This window comes from Micromonospora sp. KC606 (assembly GCF_004348675.1).
Classification (GTDB): domain Bacteria; phylum Actinomycetota; class Actinomycetes; order Mycobacteriales; family Micromonosporaceae; genus Micromonospora.
Window position 1 is genome coordinate 1 of the sequence record NZ_SMKN01000096.1, and the last position, 21628, is coordinate 21628.

A 21628-nucleotide genomic window follows, 5' to 3' on the forward strand; every position below is an offset into this window, starting at 1 on the left:
GTGGGGCGTTGGGGCAGCACGACGGCCGGCCCGGAGGGGGTCCGGGTCGTTGCTACGCGCTACCCCGGCCGGGGAATAGTGCCTAGCTGGGAGTACTCGCATGTCCACACCGCGCAAGTTCGAGCCGCACTACCGCCGGATCATTGCTGACATCAGGAGGCGAATCGCCGAAGGCGAGTGGCCGCCCGGTCACAAGCTGCCATCCACCAAGGAGTTGGCAGACCTGTACGAGGTGGGCAGTCAGTCGACCGTCCGACAGGCCATCACGATCCTGATCGAGACCGGCGAGCTGTACGGCCACCAGGGTCTGGGGGTGTTCGTGCCAGGCGCGCGGAACTAGAGCCGGCGCACGCGCTCGAAGTGGCGCCGGTGCGGTGAACTCACGCTTGATCGGGTCCGTAGCGGCCGGGCGCTTGCCCGGCTAGGGCTGCCGTGGGTGCCGCCGGAGTGTCGACCACCTTCCAGCGACTACCGGGATGCCTTGGTCATGGGGGCGGTGATGACCTCAGTCACGCAGTGGCGGAGCCACTCGTGCGCGCCGTCGGTGTCGTGCCGGCGGTGCCACGCCAGCGACACCTTCATACTGGGCAGTACGACGGGCGGGGCGAGGACCCGCACCCCGGGTACCCATAACGCGTGCTCGCCTCGCCGTACCGGCAACAGGCCGACCAGGTCGCTGCGCGCGACCATCAGCAGCGCCTCGGTGTACGACGGTACGACCGCGACCACCGCGCGGCGCAGGCCGTGCGCGGCGAGTGCGGTGTCCAGCGGGCCGGTGGCGAGGCCCCAGTAGGAGGCGCTGACGTGGTCGGCGGCGGCCAACCGGGCCGCAGTGAGACGGCCGCGGGTGAGCGGATGCCCGTCCCGCACCGCCAACGCCATCTCGTACTCCGCCAGTGGCTGCACCTGGACATCCGGTGGCGCGCCGCTGATGACGCCGATCTCCAGATCGACGTCGCGGTCCCGCAGACGGCCGGAATCGGTAGCGCTCTCGCCGAGAAGCCGCAGCGTCACACCGGGCGCCTCGCGGCGAATCCGGTCCAGCAACCGCGCGCCGACCACGGCGGCCAGGTCGGCGGCCGCGATCGAGAAGGTGCGGGTCAGCCGGGGCAGGTCCGGCATACCCGGCGGCGTGAAGATCGCCTCGGCGCGCTCGAGGAGTTCGCGGGTGGCGACCTGAATCTCCAGCGCCCGTGGCGTCGGCGTCATGGTGCGGCCGGTGCGCACCAGGATGGCGTCGCCGGTGGCCTTGCGGATGCGTGCGAGCGTGCGGCTCATGGCCGGCGCGGAGAGGTGCAACCGCCGCGCGGCGCCACCCACGCTGCGCTCGCTGAGCAGCGCGTCGAGCGCGGTGAGCAGGTTCAGATCCAGCCGTGATTGCGTCACATGCATCCTTGCTGTGCAGAAGTTGCATTTGAGGTTAACTCATCGGGACCCTAGCGTCGGTCACATGACCTTGACCGGCTCGGTGCTGAACCTCCTGCTGAACCGGGCGACCTTGCCAACTCCGACGAGACCCTCACGTCGATCTTTCCCATGCCGATTGGACAGCAAGGAATCCCGATGATGCGAAAAGTAACGACCTTGCCCGCCGGCAGGGTGGCGAAGTGGGTCATCGTGGCCCTCTGGATCGCTCTGCTGGTCCCGGCGCTGATGCTGGCCGGCAGGCTCGGCGACGTAGAGAAGAACGACAGTGCGGCCTGGCTGCCCGGCAACGCGGAGTCGACCAAGGTCGTCGAGCAGGCCGGTAAGTTCCAGCCCGCCGAGACCCTGCCCGCCATTGTGATCTACGACCGGCCGGGGGGCGTCACCCCCGCCGACATGACCAAAGCTCGGGCCGACGCCGAGGCATTCGAGGGCATCAGGAACGTCGTGGGGCAACCACAGGGCCCATCGAAGTCCCAGGACGGCAAGGCCATTCAGACCGTGGTCCAGGTTCACGACGGTAAGGAAGGCTGGGACGGAGCCCGCAAGGTCATCGACGCGATGACCAGGGTCGGTGAGCAGAACGCCAACGGTCTCGGGTTCCACGTCACAGGGCCGGCAGGTTACGCGTCCGACTCGGTAAAGTCCTTCGGCGGAGGCGGTCTCGTGGAGACGATCACCGCGTTGGTGGTTGTCGCCATCCTGCTGCTGACCTACCGCAGCCCCCTGCTGCCACTGGTGCCGCTACTGGCCGCGGGTGGCGCTCTTGTCACGGCCGAAGCGGTGATCTACCTGCTGGCGAAGAACGCGGGGCTCACCGTCAACACGCAGACCAGCTTCATTCTGACCGTGCTGGTGTTCGGCGCGGCCACCGACTACGCACTGTTGCTCATCTCGCGGTACCGGGAGGAGTTGCGGCGGCACGAGGACCGGCACGAAGCCATGGCGGAGGCCCTGCGCCGCTCAGGTCCCGCGATCATCGCCAGCGCCGCGACCGTCGCGGTCAGCCTGCTGGTGCTGATGCTCGCCACGCTCAACTCCACCAGGGGACTCGGGCCGGCCAGCGCCATCGGCATCCTCGTCGGCCTGCTGGCCATGGTCACGCTGATGCCGGCCCTGCTGGTCATCTGCGGCCGCTGGATCTTCTGGCCGGTGAAGCCGTCGTACGGATCGGCCGGGGCGAACCGGCCGAGCTTCTGGACCCGGGTCGGCGTCGCTGTCTCCCGCCGGCCGCGGATCGTGTGGATCGGCACCGCGCTCGTCCTCGGCGTCATGACGATCGGGGTGTCGGGGCTCAAGGCCGACGGGATCCCCAGCAGGGGCCAGTTCACCATCGAGACGCAGGCGGGCGTCGGTGAGGAGATCCAGGCCAGGCACTTCCCGGCCGGGTCGGGTGACCCCGTCTATGTCGTGGCGAAGGCCGCCTCGGCGGAGCAGGTCAAGACCGTGCTGTCCGGCGTACCAGGGATCGCCGACGTCGCGGCACCGATGATCAAGGATGGTGAGGCCCTCGTTCTCGGAACGCTCGACGACCCTCCCGGCAGCGGGGCCGCGATGCGCACCGTCGAGCGGGCCAGAGCCGCGATCCACCAGATCGAGGGTGCGGATGCCCTGCTCGGCGGTAACACGGCGACAGCACTCGACATCCAGCAGTCGGCCGCCCGCGACTCCAAGGTGATCATCCCCATCGTGCTCGTCGTGGTCTTCGGAATCCTCGCGCTGCTGCTGCGGGCGATCGTCGCACCGCTGCTGCTGATGGCCACCGTGGTGCTGTCGTTCGGAGCGGCCCTCGGCGTGAGCGCTCTGGTGTTCAACCACGTGTTCGGCTTCGCCGGGGCGGACGCGAACTTCCCGCTCCTGGTGTTCGTGTTCCTGGTCGCCCTGGGCATCGACTACAACATCTTCCTGGTCACCCGGGTTCGCGAAGAGGCAATGCTGCACGGCACCCGACGCGGCGCGCTGACGGGCCTGTCCGCCACCGGCGGCGTGATCACCTCGGCGGGCCTGGTGCTGGCCGGGACCTTCGCGGCGCTGGGCGCGCTGCCACTGGTGTTCGCGGCGCAACTCGGGTTCGCGGTGGCGTTCGGCGTGCTGCTGGACACCATGATCGTCCGCTCGGTCCTGGTCACCGCGCTGACCCTGGACGTGGGTCGATGGATGTGGTGGCCCAGCAAACTGTTCGAGCAGCACGACGATCCCCAGCCGCCGGCGGGCAGGCCGGACTCAGAACCCGCGCTCGCGGGCACCTGACGGCCCGGCCTCGCCTCGGTTGTCGCGCCCTCCGGCGGTGAACTCTGCGGGCGGATATTCCCAGGGGCAAGGTATTGATTAAGCTAAACTAATCAATACCTCACTCCGGGTGTTGACCTCTCCCACTCTTCAGAGGTGACCAGATGAATCTTGACCGGCTGAGTGGCCCCGCCCTGTCCCTGTTCCGCATGGTGATCGGCCTGCTCTTCCTCTGCCACGGCCTGGCGTCCGTCTTCGGCCTCTTCGGCGGCATCCCGCGCACCGGTGAAGCGTTGCCGGTCGGCCAGTGGCCCGGCTGGTGGGCCGGGCTGATCCAGGTGCTCTGTGGGGCGCTGGTGATGGTCGGGCTCGCTACCCGACCGGCCGCGCTCGTCGCGTCCGGCTCGATGGCGTACGCCTACTTCGTGGTGCACCAGCCCGACGGGCTGCTGCCGCTGCGCAACGGCGGGGAACTCGCCGCGCTCTTCTGCTGGTCGTTCGCGCTGATCATGGTGCTCGGCGCGGGCCCGTGGGCGCTCGACACGGTGTTGCGCCGACGCCGTGGGCAGGTGACCCGCCCGGCGGTGACCGAACGGAACTCGGTCCCCGCCTGATCCGATCGGGGGCACGTCGTCGGACACCGGCCCCGGGGTCTCCGGCGACGTGCTGCGTACCGGCGAGCATTCGCGGCCCGCTGACCTGCGGCAGTGGGGGATGGCTCACAGCGTGGGAAGTCGGCTGGGCGTCCGTCCCGGATCTGCTTAGACTGCTCGGTACAACTGCATACCTCATCCAGAGGGGCTGAGGGATACGGCCCGACGACGCCCCGGCAACCACCCGCACGCTCGACGACGAGTCGACGCGGGCAGGTGCCAATTCCGTCCCCGCCGCAAGGTGCGATGTGGGGAAAGATGAGAGGACTTCTCGACATGACGTCGACGCTTCCCGCTCCCGCCGGCATCGACACCGCCACCAGCCCCGCCCGCGCCCTGGTCTGTCGCGCCTGTTCCGCCCGCTACCCGCTGGCCGCCCAGCACGCCTGCTTCGAGTGCTTCGGGCCGCTGGAGGTCGACTACGACGCCGCCGCTCTCGCCGCCGTCACCCGTGCCCAGATCGAGGCCGGCCCGCAGAACATCTGGCGGTACGCCGCACTGCTGCCCGCCGGTCAGGACCCGGCCACCCGGGTCACCCTCGACCCCGGGCTGACTCCGTTGGTCGCCGCCCCGCACCTCGCCGCCGCGCTGGGCGTCACCGCGCCCCTCTGGGTGAAGGACGACAGCGCCAACCCGACCCACTCGTTCAAGGACCGGGTCGTCTCGGTGGCGTTGACCGCCGCCCGCCAGCTCGGTTTCACCCGCTTCGCCTGCGCCTCGACCGGAAACCTGGCCAACTCGGTGGCCGCCCACGCGGCCCGGGCGGGGGTGCCCTCGGTGGTCTTCATCCCCGGTGACCTGGAGCAGGGCAAGGTCGTCACCACCGCCGTCTACGGCGGTGAGCTGGTCGCCATCGACGGGTCGTACGACGACGTGAACCGGCTCTGCGGTGAGCTGGTGGAGACCGACGAGTTCGAGGACACCGCCTTCGTCAACGTCAACGTCCGCCCCTACTACGCCGAGGGCTCCAAGACCCTCGGGTACGAGGTGGCCGAGCAGCTCGGGTGGCGCATTCCCGCCCAGGTGGTCATCCCGATGGCCAGCGGGGAGTTGCTCACCAAGGTCGACAAGGCGTTCAGCGAGCTGGTCGAGATCGGCCTGGCGGAGGCACCGGCCGGTGGCTGGAAGGTGTTCGGGGCGCAGTCCGCCGGCTGCAACCCGATCGCCACCGCCCTGCACGACGACCGGGACACCATCGTCCCGGTCAAGCCGACCGGCATCGCCAAGTCGCTCAACATCGGCGACCCGGCGGCCGGTCTCTACGCCCTGGAGGCGGTGCGCCGCACCGGCGGCTGGATGGAGTACGCCGACGACGACGAGATCCGCGAGGGCATCCGGCTGCTCGCCCGCACCACCGGGGTGTTCGCCGAGACCGCCGGCGGGGTGACCGTGGCGGTGCTGCGCAAGCTGGTCGAGTCCGGCCGCCTCGACCCGAGCGCCGAGACGGTCGTGTTCAACACCGGCGAGGGACTGAAGACCATCGACGCGGTGGCCGGTCAGGTCGGCCCGACGCACCGGATCAAGCCCTCGCTGCGCGCCGCCCGCGCCGCCGGCCTGCTCTCCTGACTGCCCCGCCATATCGCGCCCTCGCCCCTCGCCTTGGTCCGTGCCGGCCGCGCCTTGCCTCGGCTCGACCCCGGGCGGCACTGTCCACCTCGCCCCCCGTCCCGGACGGGGCAGGGGCTGCCCCACCCTCGCCCTGCGGGGCTGGGTGTGCTGGGTGTGATCGACTCCGTTTGCGGCATGTTGGGGTTTGTGTCGGGTCGGATGCTGCGACCTGGCGCGGTTGGAGTGGATCGAGGGTGTGGAGCGAGAGTCCGAAACGGAGCGGGCGGGCCGAGCGGCCCGGGGGGAAGTGGGCCGAGCGGGTCGGGGAGTGGGCAGGGGCGGCCGAGGAGTGGGCCGGAGAGAGTGGGCCGGGCCGGCCGGGAACGGGCCGTAGCGAGCCGGGGTGGAGCCGGGGGCTGGTCGAGTGGATCAGAGTTGGGTCAGACGGAGGAGGGGAGCATCGTCCGGACGGGGGATGGTGCCGATCCGTCGGGTGATTGGCATTTTGCTGTGAGTGTGGAAAACCCGCCACCGAGGACTTGACGGCAGGAAAGGGACGGCGCAAAATGCTCCGTGCGGGAGGGCATCCGCCGGAGACTTTTCAAGTTCTTGCGACCCAACGCCGGAGGCGTTGTGCGGACGTCCCTCCCGACCAGCGTCCGGAAGGGTCGGCGAATATTCGCTGGCCCTTTCGTCGTCCGTTGACGCAGGGTCACGGCATGACCATCACCATCACCATCGTCGACCCCGCCGACCAGGCCGCCGTCGATGCGGCGTACCGGATCGCCGCCGCTGCTCTGCCGGCCGACCTTCCGGGCCTCCCGCCCTACTGCCGGCAGCGCTTCGAGGCACTCGTCCGGCAGCCCATGCCCGGGCTCGCCACCCGGTTGGCGTTGGCCCGGCTCGACGGGTCGCCGGCCGGCTGGCTGCGCCTCGAACTTCCCCAACTCGACAACACCGAGAACGCCCGGGTCGAGCTGGTGGTGGACCCGGCGTACCGGCGACGGGGTGTGGGGCGGGCGTTGCACGAGCACGGCCTGCGGCTGCTGCGGGAGGCCGGCCGCAAGCGGGTGGTCGGCCAGGCTGTCTCCGCCCTGCCCGGGGGCCCGGCGCGGGACCCCGCCGGGGACGCCTTCGCCGCGGCGGTCGGCGCCCGACCCGCGGTCGCCGAGGTCCGCCGCCGGCTCGACACCACCGCCCTGGACCGGGCCGCGCTCGACGCCCTGGCCGCCACCGCCCGGGGCGCGGCGACCGGCTACCGTGCGGTCCGCTGGCGGCAGACCACCCCCGAGGAGTACGTCGCCGACGTCGCCTACCTGGAGGGGCGGATGATGATCGACGCGCCCACGGGCGACCTCGAATGGGAGCAGGAGAACATCGACGCCGGCCGGATCCGGGGCACGGAGCGGGCGCTCGACATCCGGGGAGTTCGTCGGTACCACGTCGGAGCGGTGCACGAGGCCAGCGGCAGGCTGGTCGCCTGGAGCCAGCTCACCCTCGCCGCGAGCAGCACCTGGCACGCGTGGCAGCAGACCACCATCGTCGACCCGGACCACCGGGGTCACCGGCTCGGCGTGCTCTGCAAGATCGAGAATCTGGAGCACGCGCTGGCGTACGAGCCGGAACTGCGGGCGGTCGACACCTACAACGCCGCCGAGAACGTCCACATGATCGCTATCAACGAGCAGCTCGGCTTCCGACCGCTGGACGCCGCGGTGGAGTGGCAGTTGGCGATCTGAGTTGTGACACGGCCCTACTGATCTGGGCCCCTCCTGTTGCATGATGGCGGGCATGACGGAGACCCCGCAGGCCCTGTACGACAGGCACGCCGACATTCTCGACCGGGCGCTGACCGCGATCACCGAGCGGGGGTACTGGTCCGCCTACCCCGAGTCGCCCAGCCCTCGCGTGTACGGCGAGACCGCCGCAGCCGACGGCAGGGCCGCCTTCGAGGCGTACCTGAACGGCGACTTCCCCCTCGACCAGCCCGGTTCCGACGACCGGGTCGCCACCGAGAGCAGCCCGTTCGGGCTGCCGCTGAACGTGCGCTACCCGCACGCGGGCGCCGACGAGCTGGTCGCCGCCGCCTCCGCCGCGCTGCCCGCGTGGCGGGACGCCGGCCCTCTGGCCCGGGTGGGGGTCTGCCTGGAGATCCTGGACCGGCTGCACCGGCACGTCTTCGAGCTGGCCAACGCGGTGCAGTTTACCAGTGGCCAGGCGTTCGTGATGGCCTTCCAGGCGGGTGGGGCGCACGCCCTGGACCGTGCGCTGGAGGCGGTCGCCTACGCGTACGCCGAGATGACCCGGCACCCGGGCACGGCCGCCTGGGAGAAGAGCGCCGGCAAGGGAGACCCGCTGCGGATGACCAAGACCTACCACGTGGTGCCCCGTGGTGTGGCGCTGGTGATCGGCTGCAACACCTTCCCCACCTGGAACTCGTACCCTGGGCTCTTCGCCTCGCTGGCCACCGGCAACCCGGTGGTCGTCAAGCCGCACCCGCGCGCCGTGCTGCCGCTGGCCATCACCGTCCGGTACGCCCGCGAGGTGCTCGCCGAGGCCGGCTTCGACCCGAACCTGGTGCTGCTCGCGCCGGAGGCCCCGGGTGAGCGGCTCGCCTCGACCCTGGCCCTGCACCCGGCCGTGAAGATCGTCGACTTCACCGGTTCCACCGAGTACGGCGACTGGCTGGAAGCCAACGCCCGGCAGGCCGCCGTTTACACCGAGAAGGCCGGCCTGAACTCCGTCGTCATCGACTCCACCGACGACTTCGCCGGGATGTGCCGCAACCTGGGGTTCACGCTCACCCTCTACAGCGGCCAGATGTGCACCACCTCGCAGAACATCCTCATCCCCGCCGCCGGCATCGCCACCGACCAGGGGCACAAGAGCCTCGACGAGGTGGCCGCCGGCATCGCCGCCACGGTCGGCAAGCTCACCGCCGACCCGGCCCGGGGTGTGGAGCTGACCGGTGCCATCGTCAACGACGGGGTGCTGGCGCGTCTCGACGAGGTCACCAAGGTCGGTACGGCGGTGCTGGAGTCGCGCACCGTCGAACACCCGTCGCTGCCCGGCGCGGTGGTGCGGACCCCGACCATCGTCCGGCTGGCCGCCGACGACACCGAGGTGTACGGCAGGGAGTGGTTCGGGCCGATCTCGTTCGTCATCGCGACCGACTCCACCGCGCACAGCCTGCAGATCCTCCGCGCCACGGTCGGTGCGAAGGGCGCGCTGACCGCCGCCGTCTACTCCACAGACGCGGCCGTGCTGGACGCGGCCGAGGCCGCCGCGATCGACGTCGGGGTGCACCTGTCCTGCAACCTGACCGGCGGGGTCTTCGTCAACCAGTCCGCCGCGTTCTCCGACTTCCACGGCAGCGGCGCCAACCCGGCCGCCAACGCCGCACTGACCGACGGCGCGTACGTCGCGAACCGGTTCCGCATCGTGCAGAGCCGGCGGCACGCCTGACGTGGCACCGTGGTTGGCTCGGGCGAGCCGCAGGGTGGAGCCCAATCTAGCGGTCCGGGGGCTTCCTCGGCCGGTGATGGGCCGACTTGGCGTAGTCCGGCCCGCCGCACGGCCTGTCCCGCCGACGCCGAGCGCCCCGACCGGACGGTCCCGGGGCGCTCGGCAGCCATCGGCCCTCCCGGCCATCGGCCCTCCCGGCCATCGGCCCCAGGCCCTACGGCCACGGCCCACGGCTTGCGGAGTCGTCAGGCGGGGCGGCGCATCTGGAGTTCGCGCATGGCCCCGACGGTGGGGTGCGGGACGCGCACGCCGGTGTCGGTGAAGCCGATCCTCTGGTAGGCCCGGTAGGCGCGGTCGTTGCCGACCACCACCTCCAGCATCAGCTCCGGGCGGCCGCACTCCCGGGACCAGGCGGCCACCGCGTCGACCAGGCGGCCGAGCAGTCCCAGGCCGCGCCAGGCGGGCGTCACGTACACCGCGTAGATAACGGTCAGATGCGGCTCGTCGGGGGAGGCCATCCCACCGGCGTGCCCGACCAGCCGGCCGCCGGGGTCCGCGACGAACTGAGCGGTGTGGCAGCCCTGGGAGACGTGGGCGACCCGGGCGGCGTACTCGGCGTGCGGACGGGCGGCGGCCTGGGCGATCGTCTCCAGGAAGGCCAGCGGGGAGTCCGCGAGCATCTCCAGGCGTAGCGCCCGCATCCGGGCGGCGTCTGCGGGGTGTACCCGGCGGACGGTGGCCGTCCGCGCGTCCGGAAGGGCCGGGGCAGGTGTCATGCCATCTGCTTACCGCAGCGATGGCCGCCGATGGGGACGGCAGCTATCCTGCGTCCGATATTGCCCGATTTGTGGTCGTGCGCCGTCGTCACGCTTCGTGTAGCGTGCGATTTCGGTCACCGATTCAGCGGCCGTCGCCGCTCGCCGAACGAGGGGCCGCCCGGTGCCGGCCCGCCGGCGTCCGGAGTTGTGAAACGCCGCGCAGAGTGAGGAAGTGCACCGTGGCACAGGGCACCGTGAAGTGGTTCAACGCCGAAAAGGGCTACGGCTTCATCGCCGTCGACGGCGGCCAGGATGTCTTCGTCCACTTCTCCGCCATCGAGATGGACGGCTACAAGGCGCTGGACGACGGTCAGCGGGTGGAGTTCGAGATCGCCCAGGGCCAGAAGGGGCCCCAGGCCGAGCGGGTCCGCGTCATCGCCTGAGAGGGTGTCGGGTCGCTGAGCGGTGGCGGTTGAACCGGCCGCCTCCGCTCGGTTGTCGTGGTAGCTGGTCTGTTGGTTGGCGAGGCGTGCGATCCGCAGAGCTGTAAGCAACCGGTGCGGAAGGCTGTGGCGACATGGCGAGGTAGGGCGAGCTCAGGATGACGACTCCGCGCACCCTCACGGGCTCGATTCTGGCGGCGAGGACCCGGGCGGGCAGGGCAGCTCAGCGACCATCGACAGCAGCTGGTCCTGCCCCGGACGCGGCCGGGCGGCTGGCGTCCCGGCCCGCTCGCTCCCTGCCCGGCGGGGCAGCGGTGGGTGGCGGGCACCAGGAAAGATCATGAGTCGCTACAGCTGCCGTCGCTGAGGAGGGCTCATGTACGACCAGTCCCCGCCGGGTGCTTCCGAGCCCGACCCCGCGGCCTCGTCCGGCTCGGGCGGCCGACCCGATCCCTCGAATCCGACGGCGCCCCGGCAGTCGGGCGGTCCCGACCCGGCGGACGCGCCCTCCGCGACAGGGGCTGACGGGTCAGGTCCGCCGGCCGGCGACGTGACCGGGCCGCCGTGGCCGAAGGCGGGCGAGACCCCCGCCGGACAGCCGTCCGCCGCCGGGCAGCCGGTCGATGCGTACCCGTGGCCTCCGGCCGCGCCGCCGGCCCACACCTTCCCACCCGGCGCCGGGTCGCAACCGGGGGAGGCTTACCCCGGCACCGTCCCGTACCCGGGCTACCCGCCCGGCGTCGTCCCGTACCCGGGCTACCCGCCCGGCGTCGTCCCGTACCCGGGCTACCCGCCCCACGGCGGCCACCTCCCGTACGGCTGGCCCGTCGGGTACGGCGGAAACCCCCACGACCCGCTGGTCAATCCGCCGTACGCCGGGGTGAACGGCTGGTTCGCGCGCTGTGCCGGGGCGGTGCGCCGAGGCTGGCGGCTGCTGCTGCCGCTGTTGTTCCTGACCCAGGTGTTGCCCAATCTGGTGATCTCGGTGGTCGTCCTCGGGCTGAGTTCGTTCGCCGCGCCGCGGTCGCTGCCGGCCGACGGCTCCCTGCCCGACAATTTCTTCCGCGACCTCGCCATCCTCGGAGTCGTCGTTCTTGTGGTCGGTGTGCTGTCCAGCCTGGTGCAGTGTGTCGGCTGGGCGGGCGGCACGTGGGTGGTGACCCGCCAGGCCGCCGGCGAGCCGGTCGCCTTCGGCGGCGCGTTCCGGTACGGGCTGCGCCGTGCGCCCGGCCTGTGGGGCTGGCAGTTGCTGGTCTCGCTGCTGGTGCTGGCCGGGTCGTGCTTCTTCATCCTGCCCGGCATCTACCTCGCCTTCGCGCTCGCCCTCGCCGGCCCGGTCTATCTCTTCGAACGACACAGCCCGATCGGCCGGTCCTTCCGGTTCTTCCACGACCGGCTCGGTCTGGTCCTCGGCCGGGTCGGTCTGGTGGCCCTGGCGCTGCTCCTCGGCGTCGGGGTCGGCGCGGTGCTGGAGGAGATCGCGACGGCCCCATTCGGGGTCGACCCGCTGGCCTCGCCCGGCCCGGCCGTGGCGGTGCTCGGCGTGATCCTGCTGTCGGGGGTGCTGACCCTGCCGTTCCAGTTGGCGCAACTCGTCGGGCTGGTCGCCGCGTACGCCGAGCAGCGGGCGCAGGAAGGGCCGGTGGACGCCGCTCGGCTGGCGGCGGAACTCGGCTGACCGATCCGGAGTGTGCTTGCACTCGGCAGGGGAGAGTGCTAAACAAGTCATTGGCACTCGCATGACGCGAGTGCCAAAGGTCGGGGCGGTGGGGCCACGGTCGCGGTGACGTTCCGAAACGTCTCCGGGGCACATGGCCGGTCGTCGCGGGCTATCCGGCCCGGCCGAAGGACGTCGTCGTCGCCAGGTGGCGACGTCCCAAGGTGCGTACACCAGGCGGCCCATCCGGGGCACACACTCGGGTGGCCCGTGAGTGTCCAGGAGGACAACGCCGTATGGCCAAGATGATCGCGTTCGACGAAGAGGCGCGCCGCGGCCTCGAGCGGGGCATGAACCAGCTCGCCGACGCCGTGAAGGTGACCCTCGGCCCCAAGGGCCGCAACGTCGTGCTCGAGAAGAAGTGGGGTGCCCCCACCATCACCAACGATGGTGTGAGCATCGCCAAGGAGATCGAGCTCGAGGACCCGTACGAGAAGATCGGCGCCGAGCTGGTCAAGGAGGTCGCGAAGAAGACCGACGACGTCGCCGGTGACGGCACGACGACGGCGACCGTCCTGGCCCAGGCCCTGGTCCGTGAGGGCCTGCGCAACGTGGCCGCCGGCGCCAACCCGATGGCCCTGAAGCGGGGCATCGAGGCTGCCGTGGCCAGCGTCTCGGAGGAGCTGCTCAAGCTCGCCAAGGACGTGGAGACCAAGGAGCAGATCGCTTCCACCGCCTCCATCTCGGCCGGCGACACCAGCGTCGGCGAGATCATCGCCGAGGCGATGGACAAGGTCGGCAAGGAAGGCGTCATCACCGTCGAGGAGAGCAACACCTTCGGTCTGGAGCTGGAGCTCACCGAGGGCATGCGCTTCGACAAGGGCTACATCTCCGCCTACTTCATGACCGACCCGGAGCGTATGGAGGCCGTCTTCGACGACCCCTACCTCCTGATCGTCAACAGCAAGATCTCGTCGGTGAAGGACCTGCTCCCGATCCTGGAGAAGGTCATGCAGTCGGGTAAGCCGCTGCTGATCATCGCCGAGGACATCGAGGGCGAGGCCCTGGCGACCCTGGTCGTCAACAAGGTCCGGGGCACCTTCAAGTCGGTCGCCGTCAAGGCGCCGGGCTTCGGTGACCGCCGCAAGGCCATGCTGGCCGACATCGCCATCCTCACCGGTGGCCAGGTCATCAGCGAGGAGGTCGGCCTCAAGCTCGACGCCGTCGGCCTCGACATGCTGGGCCGCGCCCGCAAGGTCGTGGTGACCAAGGACGAGACCACCATCGTCGACGGTGCCGGCGACGCCGAGCAGATCCAGGGCCGGGTCAACCAGATCCGGGCCGAGATCGAGAAGAGCGACTCCGACTACGACCGGGAGAAGCTGCAGGAGCGCCTGGCCAAGCTGGCCGGCGGTGTTGCGGTGATCAAGGTCGGCGCGGCCACCGAGGTCGAGCTCAAGGAGCGCAAGCACCGCATCGAGGACGCCGTCCGCAACGCGAAGGCCGCTGTCGAGGAGGGCATCGTCCCGGGTGGTGGCGTCGCGCTGGTGCAGGCCGGCAAGACCGCCTTCGACAAGCTGGACCTGGCCGGCGACGAGGCGACCGGCGCGAACATCGTCAAGGTCGCGCTGGACGCCCCGCTGCGGCAGATCGCCGTCAACGCCGGCCTCGAGGGTGGCGTCGTGGTGGAGAAGGTTCGTAACCTCGAAGCGGGTCACGGCCTCAACGCCGCCAACGGCGAGTACGTCGACCTGCTGGCCGCGGGCATCATCGACCCGGCCAAGGTCACCCGCTCGGCGCTGCAGAACGCCTCGTCGATCGCGGCGCTGTTCCTCACCACCGAGGCCGTCGTGGCGGACAAGCCGGAGAAGACCCCGGCCGCCCCGGCCGGCCCGGGTGGCGGGGACATGGACTTCTGAGTCCAGCTCCACCAGTACGCCGAGAAGGGGCGGGCCGCGTCAGCGGCCCGCCCCTTCCGCGTCCGTCAGGGCAGTGCCCGCTGGTTGCGCCGTTTCTGTGTCCGGTCGTACGGCGGCACCGGGACGGGTTCGTCGACGACGTTCACCGGCTCGTCGGCCGCCGCGTCCGCGCCGACCAACTCCGCCAGCTGCTCGGCGTCGCCGTAGTCCCGGCGGTCGAACGGCACCGGGGTGGGCGGATCGCCGGCCGGCGGCCAGGCGCCGGGCACCGCGTCGTCGCTCTGCTCGTCGTCCATGGTCATGGCCGCCTCCTCTACCGAAACGGTAGGGGTCATCGGTCACCGGCGCGGGTGAACGCACCAGGTCGGCCCGATCCGTTCAACCGGCCCGGGCCGCTCGGACCGCGGCGTAGGCGTCGACGATCCCTGCGCCCTCGGCGTCGGCTCCCGCCGCGCAGACGCCCGAGCCGGCCGCCACCGCGGCCGGTTTCGCGGTTTCCCGCAGGATCCGCCGGGTGCGCTCCAGGTCGCCGACGAGTGCCGGGTTGGCCGACCACATCAGCGCCACCACCCCCGCCACCTGTGGGGTCGCCATCGATGTGCCGGCGAGGGTGGCGTACCCGCCGCCGGGCATCGCGGAGAGCACGTCGGCGCCCGGCGCGACCAGGTCGGGTTTGGCCGCTCCGCCGGAGGCCGGCCCCCGGCTGGAGAACTGGGCGACCGTCCGCTGCCGGTCCACCGCGCCGACGGTCAGCACGTCCGGGTACGGCGCGGGCGGGTCGGCGATCGAGCCGCAGTACGGGCCGGTGTTCCCGGCTGCGGCGACCACGAGGATCCCGGCGACGGCCAGCGCGGTGGTCGCCGGGCGCAGCGCCCGGGCGTCGCAGCCCTCGATGGGCGGGCAGCCCCACGAGTTGGTCAGCAGATCGGGCGCCCGGTCCGGTCGGCCGTCGGTGAACGGGGTTCCGCCTGGCGGGAACGGGGCCAGCATGAACTGGAGGCAGTCCAGGTAGCGGGCCGGGCTGCCCAGGTTGCGGTCGAGGTTGACGCAGCCCACCCAACCCGCGCCGGGGGCGACGCCGATGCCGTCGCGGCCGACCGCACTACCGACGGTGTGGGTGCCGTGGCCGCCCCTGTCCTGCGGCGACCGGGTGCCCTCCCACGGGTCGTACCAGGAGTCGTCGCCGCCCCGGAAGCCCTCGGCGAGCGTCGGGTGACGGCCGTCCACGCCGGAGTCGGAGCTGCCCACCACGACGCCCGCGCCGGTCACCCCGAGTTCGGACCAGACCCGGTCGGCGCCGACCATCCGGATGTTCCAGGTGGGACCGGTGGGTGCGGGCCGGTCGCCGGTGGTGGTCGGGGCCGGGGCCGGCAGCGGCCGGGGCCGCTGGCTGACCAGGACGCGGTCCACCTCGGGCCGGCTGGCGAGCCAGGCCCGAACGACGGGACCGCCGTCGGTCTCGATCGCGTTGACCAGGTAGTAGGGGGTGGGGTTCAGCCGCAGCCGGGTCAGGTCCCGGCGCAGGTCGCCCTGGGTCCGTTCGGCGGTGGCGACCAGCCGGCGGTACACCTCGGCGGCGCGGGCGTCCCGGCCGGCGCGACCTGGCGTCCCGGCGGGGACACCGGAGAGATCGGCCTGTTCGCGCAGCACCACCAGCAGCCGCTCGCCGTGCAACCCGGGTTGCCCGGGGCCCAGGCCGACCACGCCGACGGTGGCGAGCAGGACCGCCGTGGCCAGCGCGCCCACCAGCCGGCTGGGCACGGGCCCGCGCGGGCGGGCCAGCAGCACGCCGTACCCGATGGCCAGCAGGACCGCGACGGCGAGTCCGCCGGCCGCGGCGACCGCCACCCAGAACGGCACGTCCCGGCTGGTGGCCAGCAGGATGGTGATCTCCTCCGGGTCGGCGAAGGCCAGCGGGCCGAGCAGCGCCAGCCCGACCAGCCATCGGGTCGGGGCAGCGCCGGTCGCGCCGGTGCGACGGGCCAGGGCTCGGAGGGAGGCCAGGGTGAAGGCGACCGGCGGCGCGGTGAGCAGGGCGGGCAGCTGCGCCCCCGACTGGCCGGCCCCGGCGGCCAGCAGCAGCAGGGCCACCCCGGCGACCAGGCCGCCGACCAGCACCAACCGGGCCGGTCGGGGCGGCGCGGTGGGGGCGAACGGCGCCCAGAACCGCTTGTCGAACAACACCCCGGCGAGAACGCCGAGGGCCGCCGCGGCGGTCATCGCGGCTACGGTCTCCAGCAGGCCGCCGAGGGCGCCGAACCAGGCCCACGGAAGCAGCAGCGCCAGCCCGGCGGCCACCGCGAGCAGGGTGCCCAGGCCCGGCCACCGGCCGCCGGCGGCACCCGAGACACCTGCCGCGATCGCGTCGGGTGGCGTCGCGGGGTGATCCGGCCGGGCCGGTCCCGGCTGGGGCGACCCGGCGGTGCGGAGGTGGTGCGGCAGCCGGGCGGCGACGGTGGCGAGCGCGAGCGCGGTCGCGGCCAACGCGGTCAGGTACAGCTCGTGGTGTGCGGGCGGCAGCGCCCGCAGCGCCCCCAGCGCGCCGAGGGCGACCGCTCCGGCCAGCCAGGCGCGGCCGGTGGCGCGCACCGCGGCCGAGCGGGGGAGCAACGCCAGCAGCAGGGCGGGCAGACCGGTGAGTAGGACGGTGACCACGCCGACCAGCGGCCAGAGCCACGCCCACCGGTCCAGGCCGCCGGCCAGCCGGATCTGGTCGACCGTCCACCCGGCTAGTTGGAGCAGCACGGCGGTGACCACCGTCCAGCCGCCGGCCAGCGCCGCCGCCAGCACGGCCCACGGGCTCCCCTGTCGCCCCCCGTCGTCGCTTCCGGAGTCAGCTGCCTCGGCCCGCATCCGGAAACAGTACGACAGTCGGGTGGCGGTGCTGTCGTCCTCACCGGCTGGTTCGCCACCCGCCGCCGGTGTTGTCACCCGGATCGGTCGTGGCGCTGTCCGGCGCTGCCCGACCCGTCGTCGGTCGGCTCTCTCCGGTGACCTTCCCACGCCCCTTTGCGCTGCTGCCCTCCATGCGACGGTGACGGCGGGTAGCCGGTGGTGACGAGTAGCCGGCGCGCCGGTGGCAGCAGAGCAAAGCAGGCGCGGTGCCCTGCCGGGATCAGCGTGCGATCGGTGCCAACTGGCAGGTGGACACGGCAACCGGCCGACGGTTCGACAGTTCGTCCGTGGATCATGGATGCCCGGTATGTCGCTGCCGATGCCGGAATCATGGGATAGGCTTCGTTACTCAGAGTGAATGGATGGGGTTGGGTTTGCCCGTCCGGACTCCGCCTCTGCTGCTCCCGGCGCCGTGCGGTTACCGTGGACGGGTGCGTGACCCGAACCTGACCCGATCCACCGCCGGCCAACTCTCCCCGGAGCGCCGCGCCGCGGACCTGCGCCGGCTCCGAGCCGAGCGGTTCGACGTGCTGATCATCGGCGGTGGCGTCACCGGGGCGGGCGCCGCGGTGGACGCCGCCTCCCGCGGGCTCAAGGTGGCCCTGGTCGAGGCGCGCGACTACGCGGCCGGCACCTCCAGCCGCTCCAGCAAGCTGATTCACGGTGGTCTGCGCTACCTGGAACAGTTGGAGTTCCACCTGGTGCACGAGGCGCTGACCGAGCGCGGGCTGCTCGCCACCCGGCTCGCCCCGCACCTGGTGCGGCCCGTGCCGATCCTGGTCCCGCTGCCGTCCGGGCGGGGCCTGCGCGACCTGCCGGCGCGGGCGTTCCGCCGGGCCTACTACGGCGCCGGTGTGGCCACCTACGACGCCTTCGCCGGCGTGTTCGGTGGCGGCCGAGGGATGCCGCTGCACCGGCACCTGACCCGCGAGGGGGCCCGCCGGATCTTCCCGAGCCTCAAGGCCGAGGGGTTGGCCGGCGCCATCCGCTACCACGACGGGCAGGTAGACGACGCCCGGCTGGTGGTGACCCTGGCCCGCACCGCGGCCAGCCTCGGCGCGACCGTGGTGAGCAGCGCCCGGGCCGTCGGGCTGATCCGGCAGGCCCGTGAGGTCACCGGGGTTCGGGTCCGTGACCTGGAGGCGGCCACCGGTTCCCCGGACGCCGAGTTCGAGGTACACGCCCGAACGGTCATCGGCGCGACCGGCGTGTGGAGCGACGACATGTCGCGGATGCTCAACGACGTCGGGCTGCGCCCCGGCATCCGGGTCCGCGCGTCGAAGGGCGTGCACCTCGTCGTGCCCCGGTCGGCGATCATCGGGGAGACCGGGCTGATCGTGCGTACCGCCACCAGCGTGCTCTTCGTGATCCCGTGGGGCGGGCACTGGATCATCGGGACCACCGACACCGACTGGCGGCTGGACCGCTCCCACCCGGCCGCCTCGGCGCGCGACATCGAGTACCTGCTCGACCAGGTCAACACCGTCCTCGACCGACCGCTGTCCACCGCGGACATCGAGGGCGTCTACGCCGGGCTGCGCCCGCTGCTGGCCGGCGAGGCGGACTCCACCTCCAAGCTCTCCCGGGAACACGCCGTCTTCGAGCCGATGCTCGGGCTGCTCCTGGTCGCCGGCGGCAAGTACACGACATACCGGGTGATGGCCTCGGACGTGGTCGACCGGGCCGCCTTCCGGCTGGGCGGGGTGCGCCCGTCCCGCACCGCCGACCTGCCGCTGCTGGGCGCCGACGGGTACGCGCCGATGTGGCGGGACCGCGCCGACCTGGCCCGGCGGCACGCCGTGCCGGTCGGGGTGGTCGAGCACCTGCTGGAGCGGTACGGAACCCTCACCCTGGAACTGCTGGCGATGATCGACGCCGACCCGCTGCTCGCCTCGCCGCTGGCCGGCGCCCCGGAGTACCTCGCCGCCGAGGTGACGTACGCGGCCCGCGCCGAGGGGGCGCTGCACCTGGAGGACGTGCTGACCCGGCGTACCCGGATCTCCATCGAGACCAGCCACCGGGGGCTGGAGTCGGCGGAGCACACCGCGGAGCTGATGGGTGCGGTGCTCGGCTGGGACGCGGCGATCCGCGAGCGGGAGGTCGCGCACTACCGGGCGCGGGTCGAGGCGGAACGGGAGTCGCAGCTCATGCCGGACGACGCCACGGCCGACGCGGCGCGGCTCGGCGCACCCGACGTTCGCGGCTTCGCCGCGGATCGGGGTGCCGACGGAGACAGCCTGGAACTCCCCACCTCCTCCCGGTGATCGATCGGGCACCGAACGTCGCACCCATCGACGCCCGTTCGCTCCACGGGGTACCGGCGCTTACCCACGGTAAGGTAAGTTTCGGCGCGTGGTTCCCCCTCAGTGGTCACGGGTGCTCATGGTCTGTGCCGGCGCCGTCCTGACGGTCAGCCTCACCGCCTGTTCGGTGTTCGGCAGGGACGAGGCGTCCACCAGGGGTCCGAAGGGGACAGCGGTGACGGCCTCTTCCGGTGCCGGCCGGGTAAGCCTGGTGCAGAGGCTCGGTCAGGACGGCCCGCTCCGTTCGCTCAACGTGGAGCCGAACGGCCGGTGGGAGTGCGACGACTGCGCCGGTGACGGGGTCACGTCGACCGGCACGCTCGACCCGGAGCAGGTGGGGCGGCTGCACGGGCTGCTCGCCGACCCCCGGCTGGCCGGGGAGACCGATCAGGTACGCCAGTACCGGGCCACCTGCATAGACGCGCTGACGTCGAGCCTGCTCACCTCGGTCGGACTGATCACCTCGCAGGACTGCCCGGGCGAGGAACGCCCGCCGGTGGCGTACGAGATCCTGCTGCTGCTCACCCAGGCCACCCCGGCGGAGCCGACCGCCTGATCGCGCGGTCCACCTGAGCCCGGGCCGGCCGTGCCACGGCTCAGAGCACCTTTCCCGGGTTTAGCAGCCCCTCAGGATCGAACGCCGCCTTGATCGCCTGGTGTACCCGGACCCCGACCGGGCCGATCTCCCGGGCCAGCCAGTCCCGCTTGAGCAGCCCGACGCCGTGCTCGCCGGTGCAGGTGCCGCCGAGCGCCAGGCCGAGCCGCATGATCTCGTCGAAGGCCCGCCGACCCCGTTCCAGGCTCGCCGGGTCGGCCCGGTCGACCACGATGTTCGGGTGCATGTTGCCGTCCCCGGCGTGCCCGACCACGCCGATCGGCACCGCACACTCCTCGGCGATCCGGGAGACCCCGTCCAGCAGCGCGGCCAACGCGCCGCGCGGCACCGCCACGTCATCGATGACCAGGCCGCCGTTGCCGCCGGGAAAGGTGTCGGCGGCGAACTTCTCCATCGCCGGGTGGGCCAGCCGGCGGGCCTGGAGCAGCGCCGCGGCCTCGACGGCGTCGGTGGCCGTGTACACCTCCCCGGCGCCGGCCGCCACGCAGACCTCGGCGAGCTGGGCCAGGTCGTCCGCCGCCCGTACGCCGGTGTCGGCGGCGGCCAGCAGCAGCGCCTGCGCGTCGGTGCGCAACCCCATCGGCCGGTACGCCTCGATCGCGCGCAGGTGGGTCCGGTCGAGCAGTTCCAGCAGGCTCGGGCTCAGTCCCTTGGCGGCGATGCCGGCGACCGCCGCGCCGGCCTCCGCCGTGGACCCGAAGACCGCCACCATGGTCAGCGACTCCTCCGGGGCCGGCCGCAGCGACACGGTCACCTCGGTGATCACGCCGAGGGTGCCCTCCGAACCGACGAGGAGCCGGGTGAGGTCGTACCCGGCGACCCCCTTGGCGGTGCGCCGGCCGGTCCGCAGCACCTCGCCGGAGGCGAGCACCACCTCCAGGCCGAGCACGTACTCGGTCGTCACGCCGTACTTGACGCAGCACATCCCGCCGGCGTTGGTGGCGACGTTGCCGCCGATGGTGGAGGACTCCCAGGAGCCCGGATCGGGCGGATAGCGCAGCCCGTGCTTCGCCACCGCGCCGGCCAGGGTGGCGTTGACCACCCCGGGCTGCACCACGGCGATCCGGCTGACCGGGTCGATCTCGCGGATCGCGTCCATCGCCACCGTGCTCAGCACCAGCGCGCCGTCGACGGCGTTGGCCGCGCCGGCCAGCCCGGTCCGCGCCCCCTGCGGCACCACCGGTACGCGGTGCCGGGCGGCGGCCCGGACCACCGCCACCACCTCCTCGGTGCTGCGCGGCCGGACCACCACCAGCGGCGTCCCGGCGGCACAGAGGTCCGCTTCGTCGCGGCGGTGCGCGCGCAACAGGTCCGGGTCGGTGAGGACGCTGTCGTCGCCGAGCGCCGCGCGCAGGTCGTCGACGAGGGAGGAGCCAAGCATGCGGGGAAGGCTAATCGCCAGCTAGATTGGCCGCCATGCTGTACCTCGACCGGCCCGCCTGGCCGTGGCGGGGGCGGCTCTGGTCGCACCTGATCAGCGACGTCTCGTACGCCGAGCTGCACGCCTTCGCCGAGGCGCTCGGCGCACCCCGCCGGGGCTTCGACCGCGACCACTACGACATCCCGGCCGAGCGCTTCCCGGTGGCCGTCTGGCTCGGCGCTCGGGTGGTCCCCAGCCGTGAGGTCGCCCGCCTGCTGCGCGCCGCCGGCCTCCGCCGCCCGAAGCACCTCCACCGTCCTGCCGCCTGACCCTCCCGGCCCGCCTGCCCGGCTGCCC

The 21628-nt window shown here is 72.3% G+C and carries 17 protein-coding genes and 1 riboswitch; of the genes, 12 read left to right on the forward strand and 5 right to left on the reverse strand.

From position 1 onward, the window contains the following. The first annotated feature begins 100 nt into the window (after positions 1 to 100). Positions 101 to 340, forward strand: coding sequence for a winged helix-turn-helix domain-containing protein (locus tag E1193_RS18465; protein ID WP_132184443.1), 240 nt, complete (start codon positions 101 to 103; stop codon positions 338 to 340). Between the two features lie 128 nt (positions 341 to 468). Here the strand turns inward: E1193_RS18465 and E1193_RS18470 are convergent, their stop codons facing one another. After that, a complete protein-coding gene (locus tag E1193_RS18470) occupies positions 469 to 1386 on the reverse strand; it encodes a LysR family transcriptional regulator (RefSeq protein WP_243707762.1) in 918 nt (305 codons plus the stop codon). A 180-nt stretch (positions 1387 to 1566) separates the two neighbouring features. Here E1193_RS18470 and E1193_RS18475 point away from each other — a divergent pair, with 180 nt between their 5' ends. From E1193_RS18475 to paaN, 5 genes are all read left to right on the forward strand, one after another. Then, positions 1567 to 3675 (forward strand): MMPL family transporter, encoded by a 2109-nt coding sequence (locus E1193_RS18475; protein ID WP_207922753.1) that lies wholly within the window; start codon positions 1567 to 1569, stop codon positions 3673 to 3675. Positions 3676 to 3818: 143 nt separating this feature from the next. After that, positions 3819 to 4268, forward strand: coding sequence for a DoxX family protein (locus E1193_RS18480; RefSeq protein ID WP_132184446.1), 450 nt, complete (start codon positions 3819 to 3821; stop codon positions 4266 to 4268). A 171-nt stretch (positions 4269 to 4439) separates the two neighbouring features. Next, positions 4440 to 4572: riboswitch (SAM riboswitch) on the forward strand. 11 nt (positions 4573 to 4583) lie between these two features. Beyond that, on the forward strand, positions 4584 to 5873 hold the full coding sequence (gene thrC / locus E1193_RS18485; RefSeq protein ID WP_132184447.1) for a threonine synthase: 1290 nt from the start codon (positions 4584 to 4586) through the stop codon (positions 5871 to 5873). Positions 5874 to 6556: 683 nt separating this feature from the next. After that, a complete protein-coding gene (locus E1193_RS18490; RefSeq protein ID WP_279433361.1) occupies positions 6557 to 7594 on the forward strand; it encodes a GNAT family N-acetyltransferase in 1038 nt (345 codons plus the stop codon). A gap of 52 nt (positions 7595 to 7646) precedes the next feature. After that, a complete protein-coding gene (paaN, locus tag E1193_RS18495) occupies positions 7647 to 9320 on the forward strand; it encodes a phenylacetic acid degradation protein PaaN (RefSeq protein WP_207922754.1) in 1674 nt (557 codons plus the stop codon). Positions 9321 to 9565: 245 nt separating this feature from the next. Here the strand turns inward: paaN and E1193_RS18500 are convergent, their stop codons facing one another. Continuing rightward, complete coding sequence (locus E1193_RS18500) at positions 9566 to 10096, reverse strand: GNAT family N-acetyltransferase (RefSeq protein ID WP_132184450.1); 531 nt, start codon at positions 10094 to 10096, stop codon at positions 9566 to 9568. 221 nt (positions 10097 to 10317) lie between these two features. On the opposite strand from E1193_RS18500, the gene E1193_RS18505 reads away from it, so the two are divergent. From E1193_RS18505 to groL, 3 genes are all read left to right on the forward strand, one after another. After that, positions 10318 to 10521, forward strand: coding sequence for a cold-shock protein (locus E1193_RS18505; protein WP_013288855.1), 204 nt, complete (start codon positions 10318 to 10320; stop codon positions 10519 to 10521). 550 nt (positions 10522 to 11071) lie between these two features. Beyond that, on the forward strand, positions 11072 to 12199 hold the full coding sequence (locus E1193_RS18510; protein ID WP_243707764.1) for a hypothetical protein: 1128 nt from the start codon (positions 11072 to 11074) through the stop codon (positions 12197 to 12199). Between the two features lie 275 nt (positions 12200 to 12474). Continuing rightward, a complete protein-coding gene (gene groL / locus E1193_RS18515; RefSeq protein WP_132184452.1) occupies positions 12475 to 14097 on the forward strand; it encodes a chaperonin GroEL in 1623 nt (540 codons plus the stop codon). Positions 14098 to 14162: 65 nt separating this feature from the next. Here groL and E1193_RS18520 read toward each other — a convergent pair whose 3' ends face one another. Then, positions 14163 to 14399 carry a hypothetical protein gene (locus E1193_RS18520; protein WP_132184453.1) on the reverse strand — a complete coding sequence of 79 codons (237 nt, stop codon included), beginning with the start codon at positions 14397 to 14399 and terminating at the stop codon, positions 14163 to 14165. Between the two features lie 76 nt (positions 14400 to 14475). Further along, the gene (locus tag E1193_RS18525; RefSeq protein WP_132184457.1) at positions 14476 to 16950 is read right to left on the reverse strand and encodes a S8 family serine peptidase; all 2475 of its coding nucleotides are present in this window, start codon (positions 16948 to 16950) and stop codon (positions 14476 to 14478) included. Positions 16951 to 17438: 488 nt separating this feature from the next. Here E1193_RS18525 and E1193_RS18530 point away from each other — a divergent pair, with 488 nt between their 5' ends. Further along, complete coding sequence (locus E1193_RS18530) at positions 17439 to 19256, forward strand: glycerol-3-phosphate dehydrogenase/oxidase (RefSeq protein WP_132184458.1); 1818 nt, start codon at positions 17439 to 17441, stop codon at positions 19254 to 19256. Positions 19257 to 19470: 214 nt separating this feature from the next. Further along, on the forward strand, positions 19471 to 19851 hold the full coding sequence (locus E1193_RS18535; protein ID WP_243707765.1) for a hypothetical protein: 381 nt from the start codon (positions 19471 to 19473) through the stop codon (positions 19849 to 19851). Positions 19852 to 19891: 40 nt separating this feature from the next. Here E1193_RS18535 and E1193_RS18540 read toward each other — a convergent pair whose 3' ends face one another. Further along, positions 19892 to 21292, reverse strand: coding sequence for an FAD-linked oxidase C-terminal domain-containing protein (locus tag E1193_RS18540; protein WP_132184455.1), 1401 nt, complete (start codon positions 21290 to 21292; stop codon positions 19892 to 19894). Positions 21293 to 21327: 35 nt separating this feature from the next. Here E1193_RS18540 and E1193_RS18545 point away from each other — a divergent pair, with 35 nt between their 5' ends. Continuing rightward, positions 21328 to 21600: a DUF4031 domain-containing protein gene (locus E1193_RS18545; RefSeq protein ID WP_132184456.1), complete on the forward strand. Its 273-nt coding sequence runs from the start codon at positions 21328 to 21330 to the stop codon at positions 21598 to 21600. Positions 21601 to 21628 lie beyond the last annotated feature (28 nt).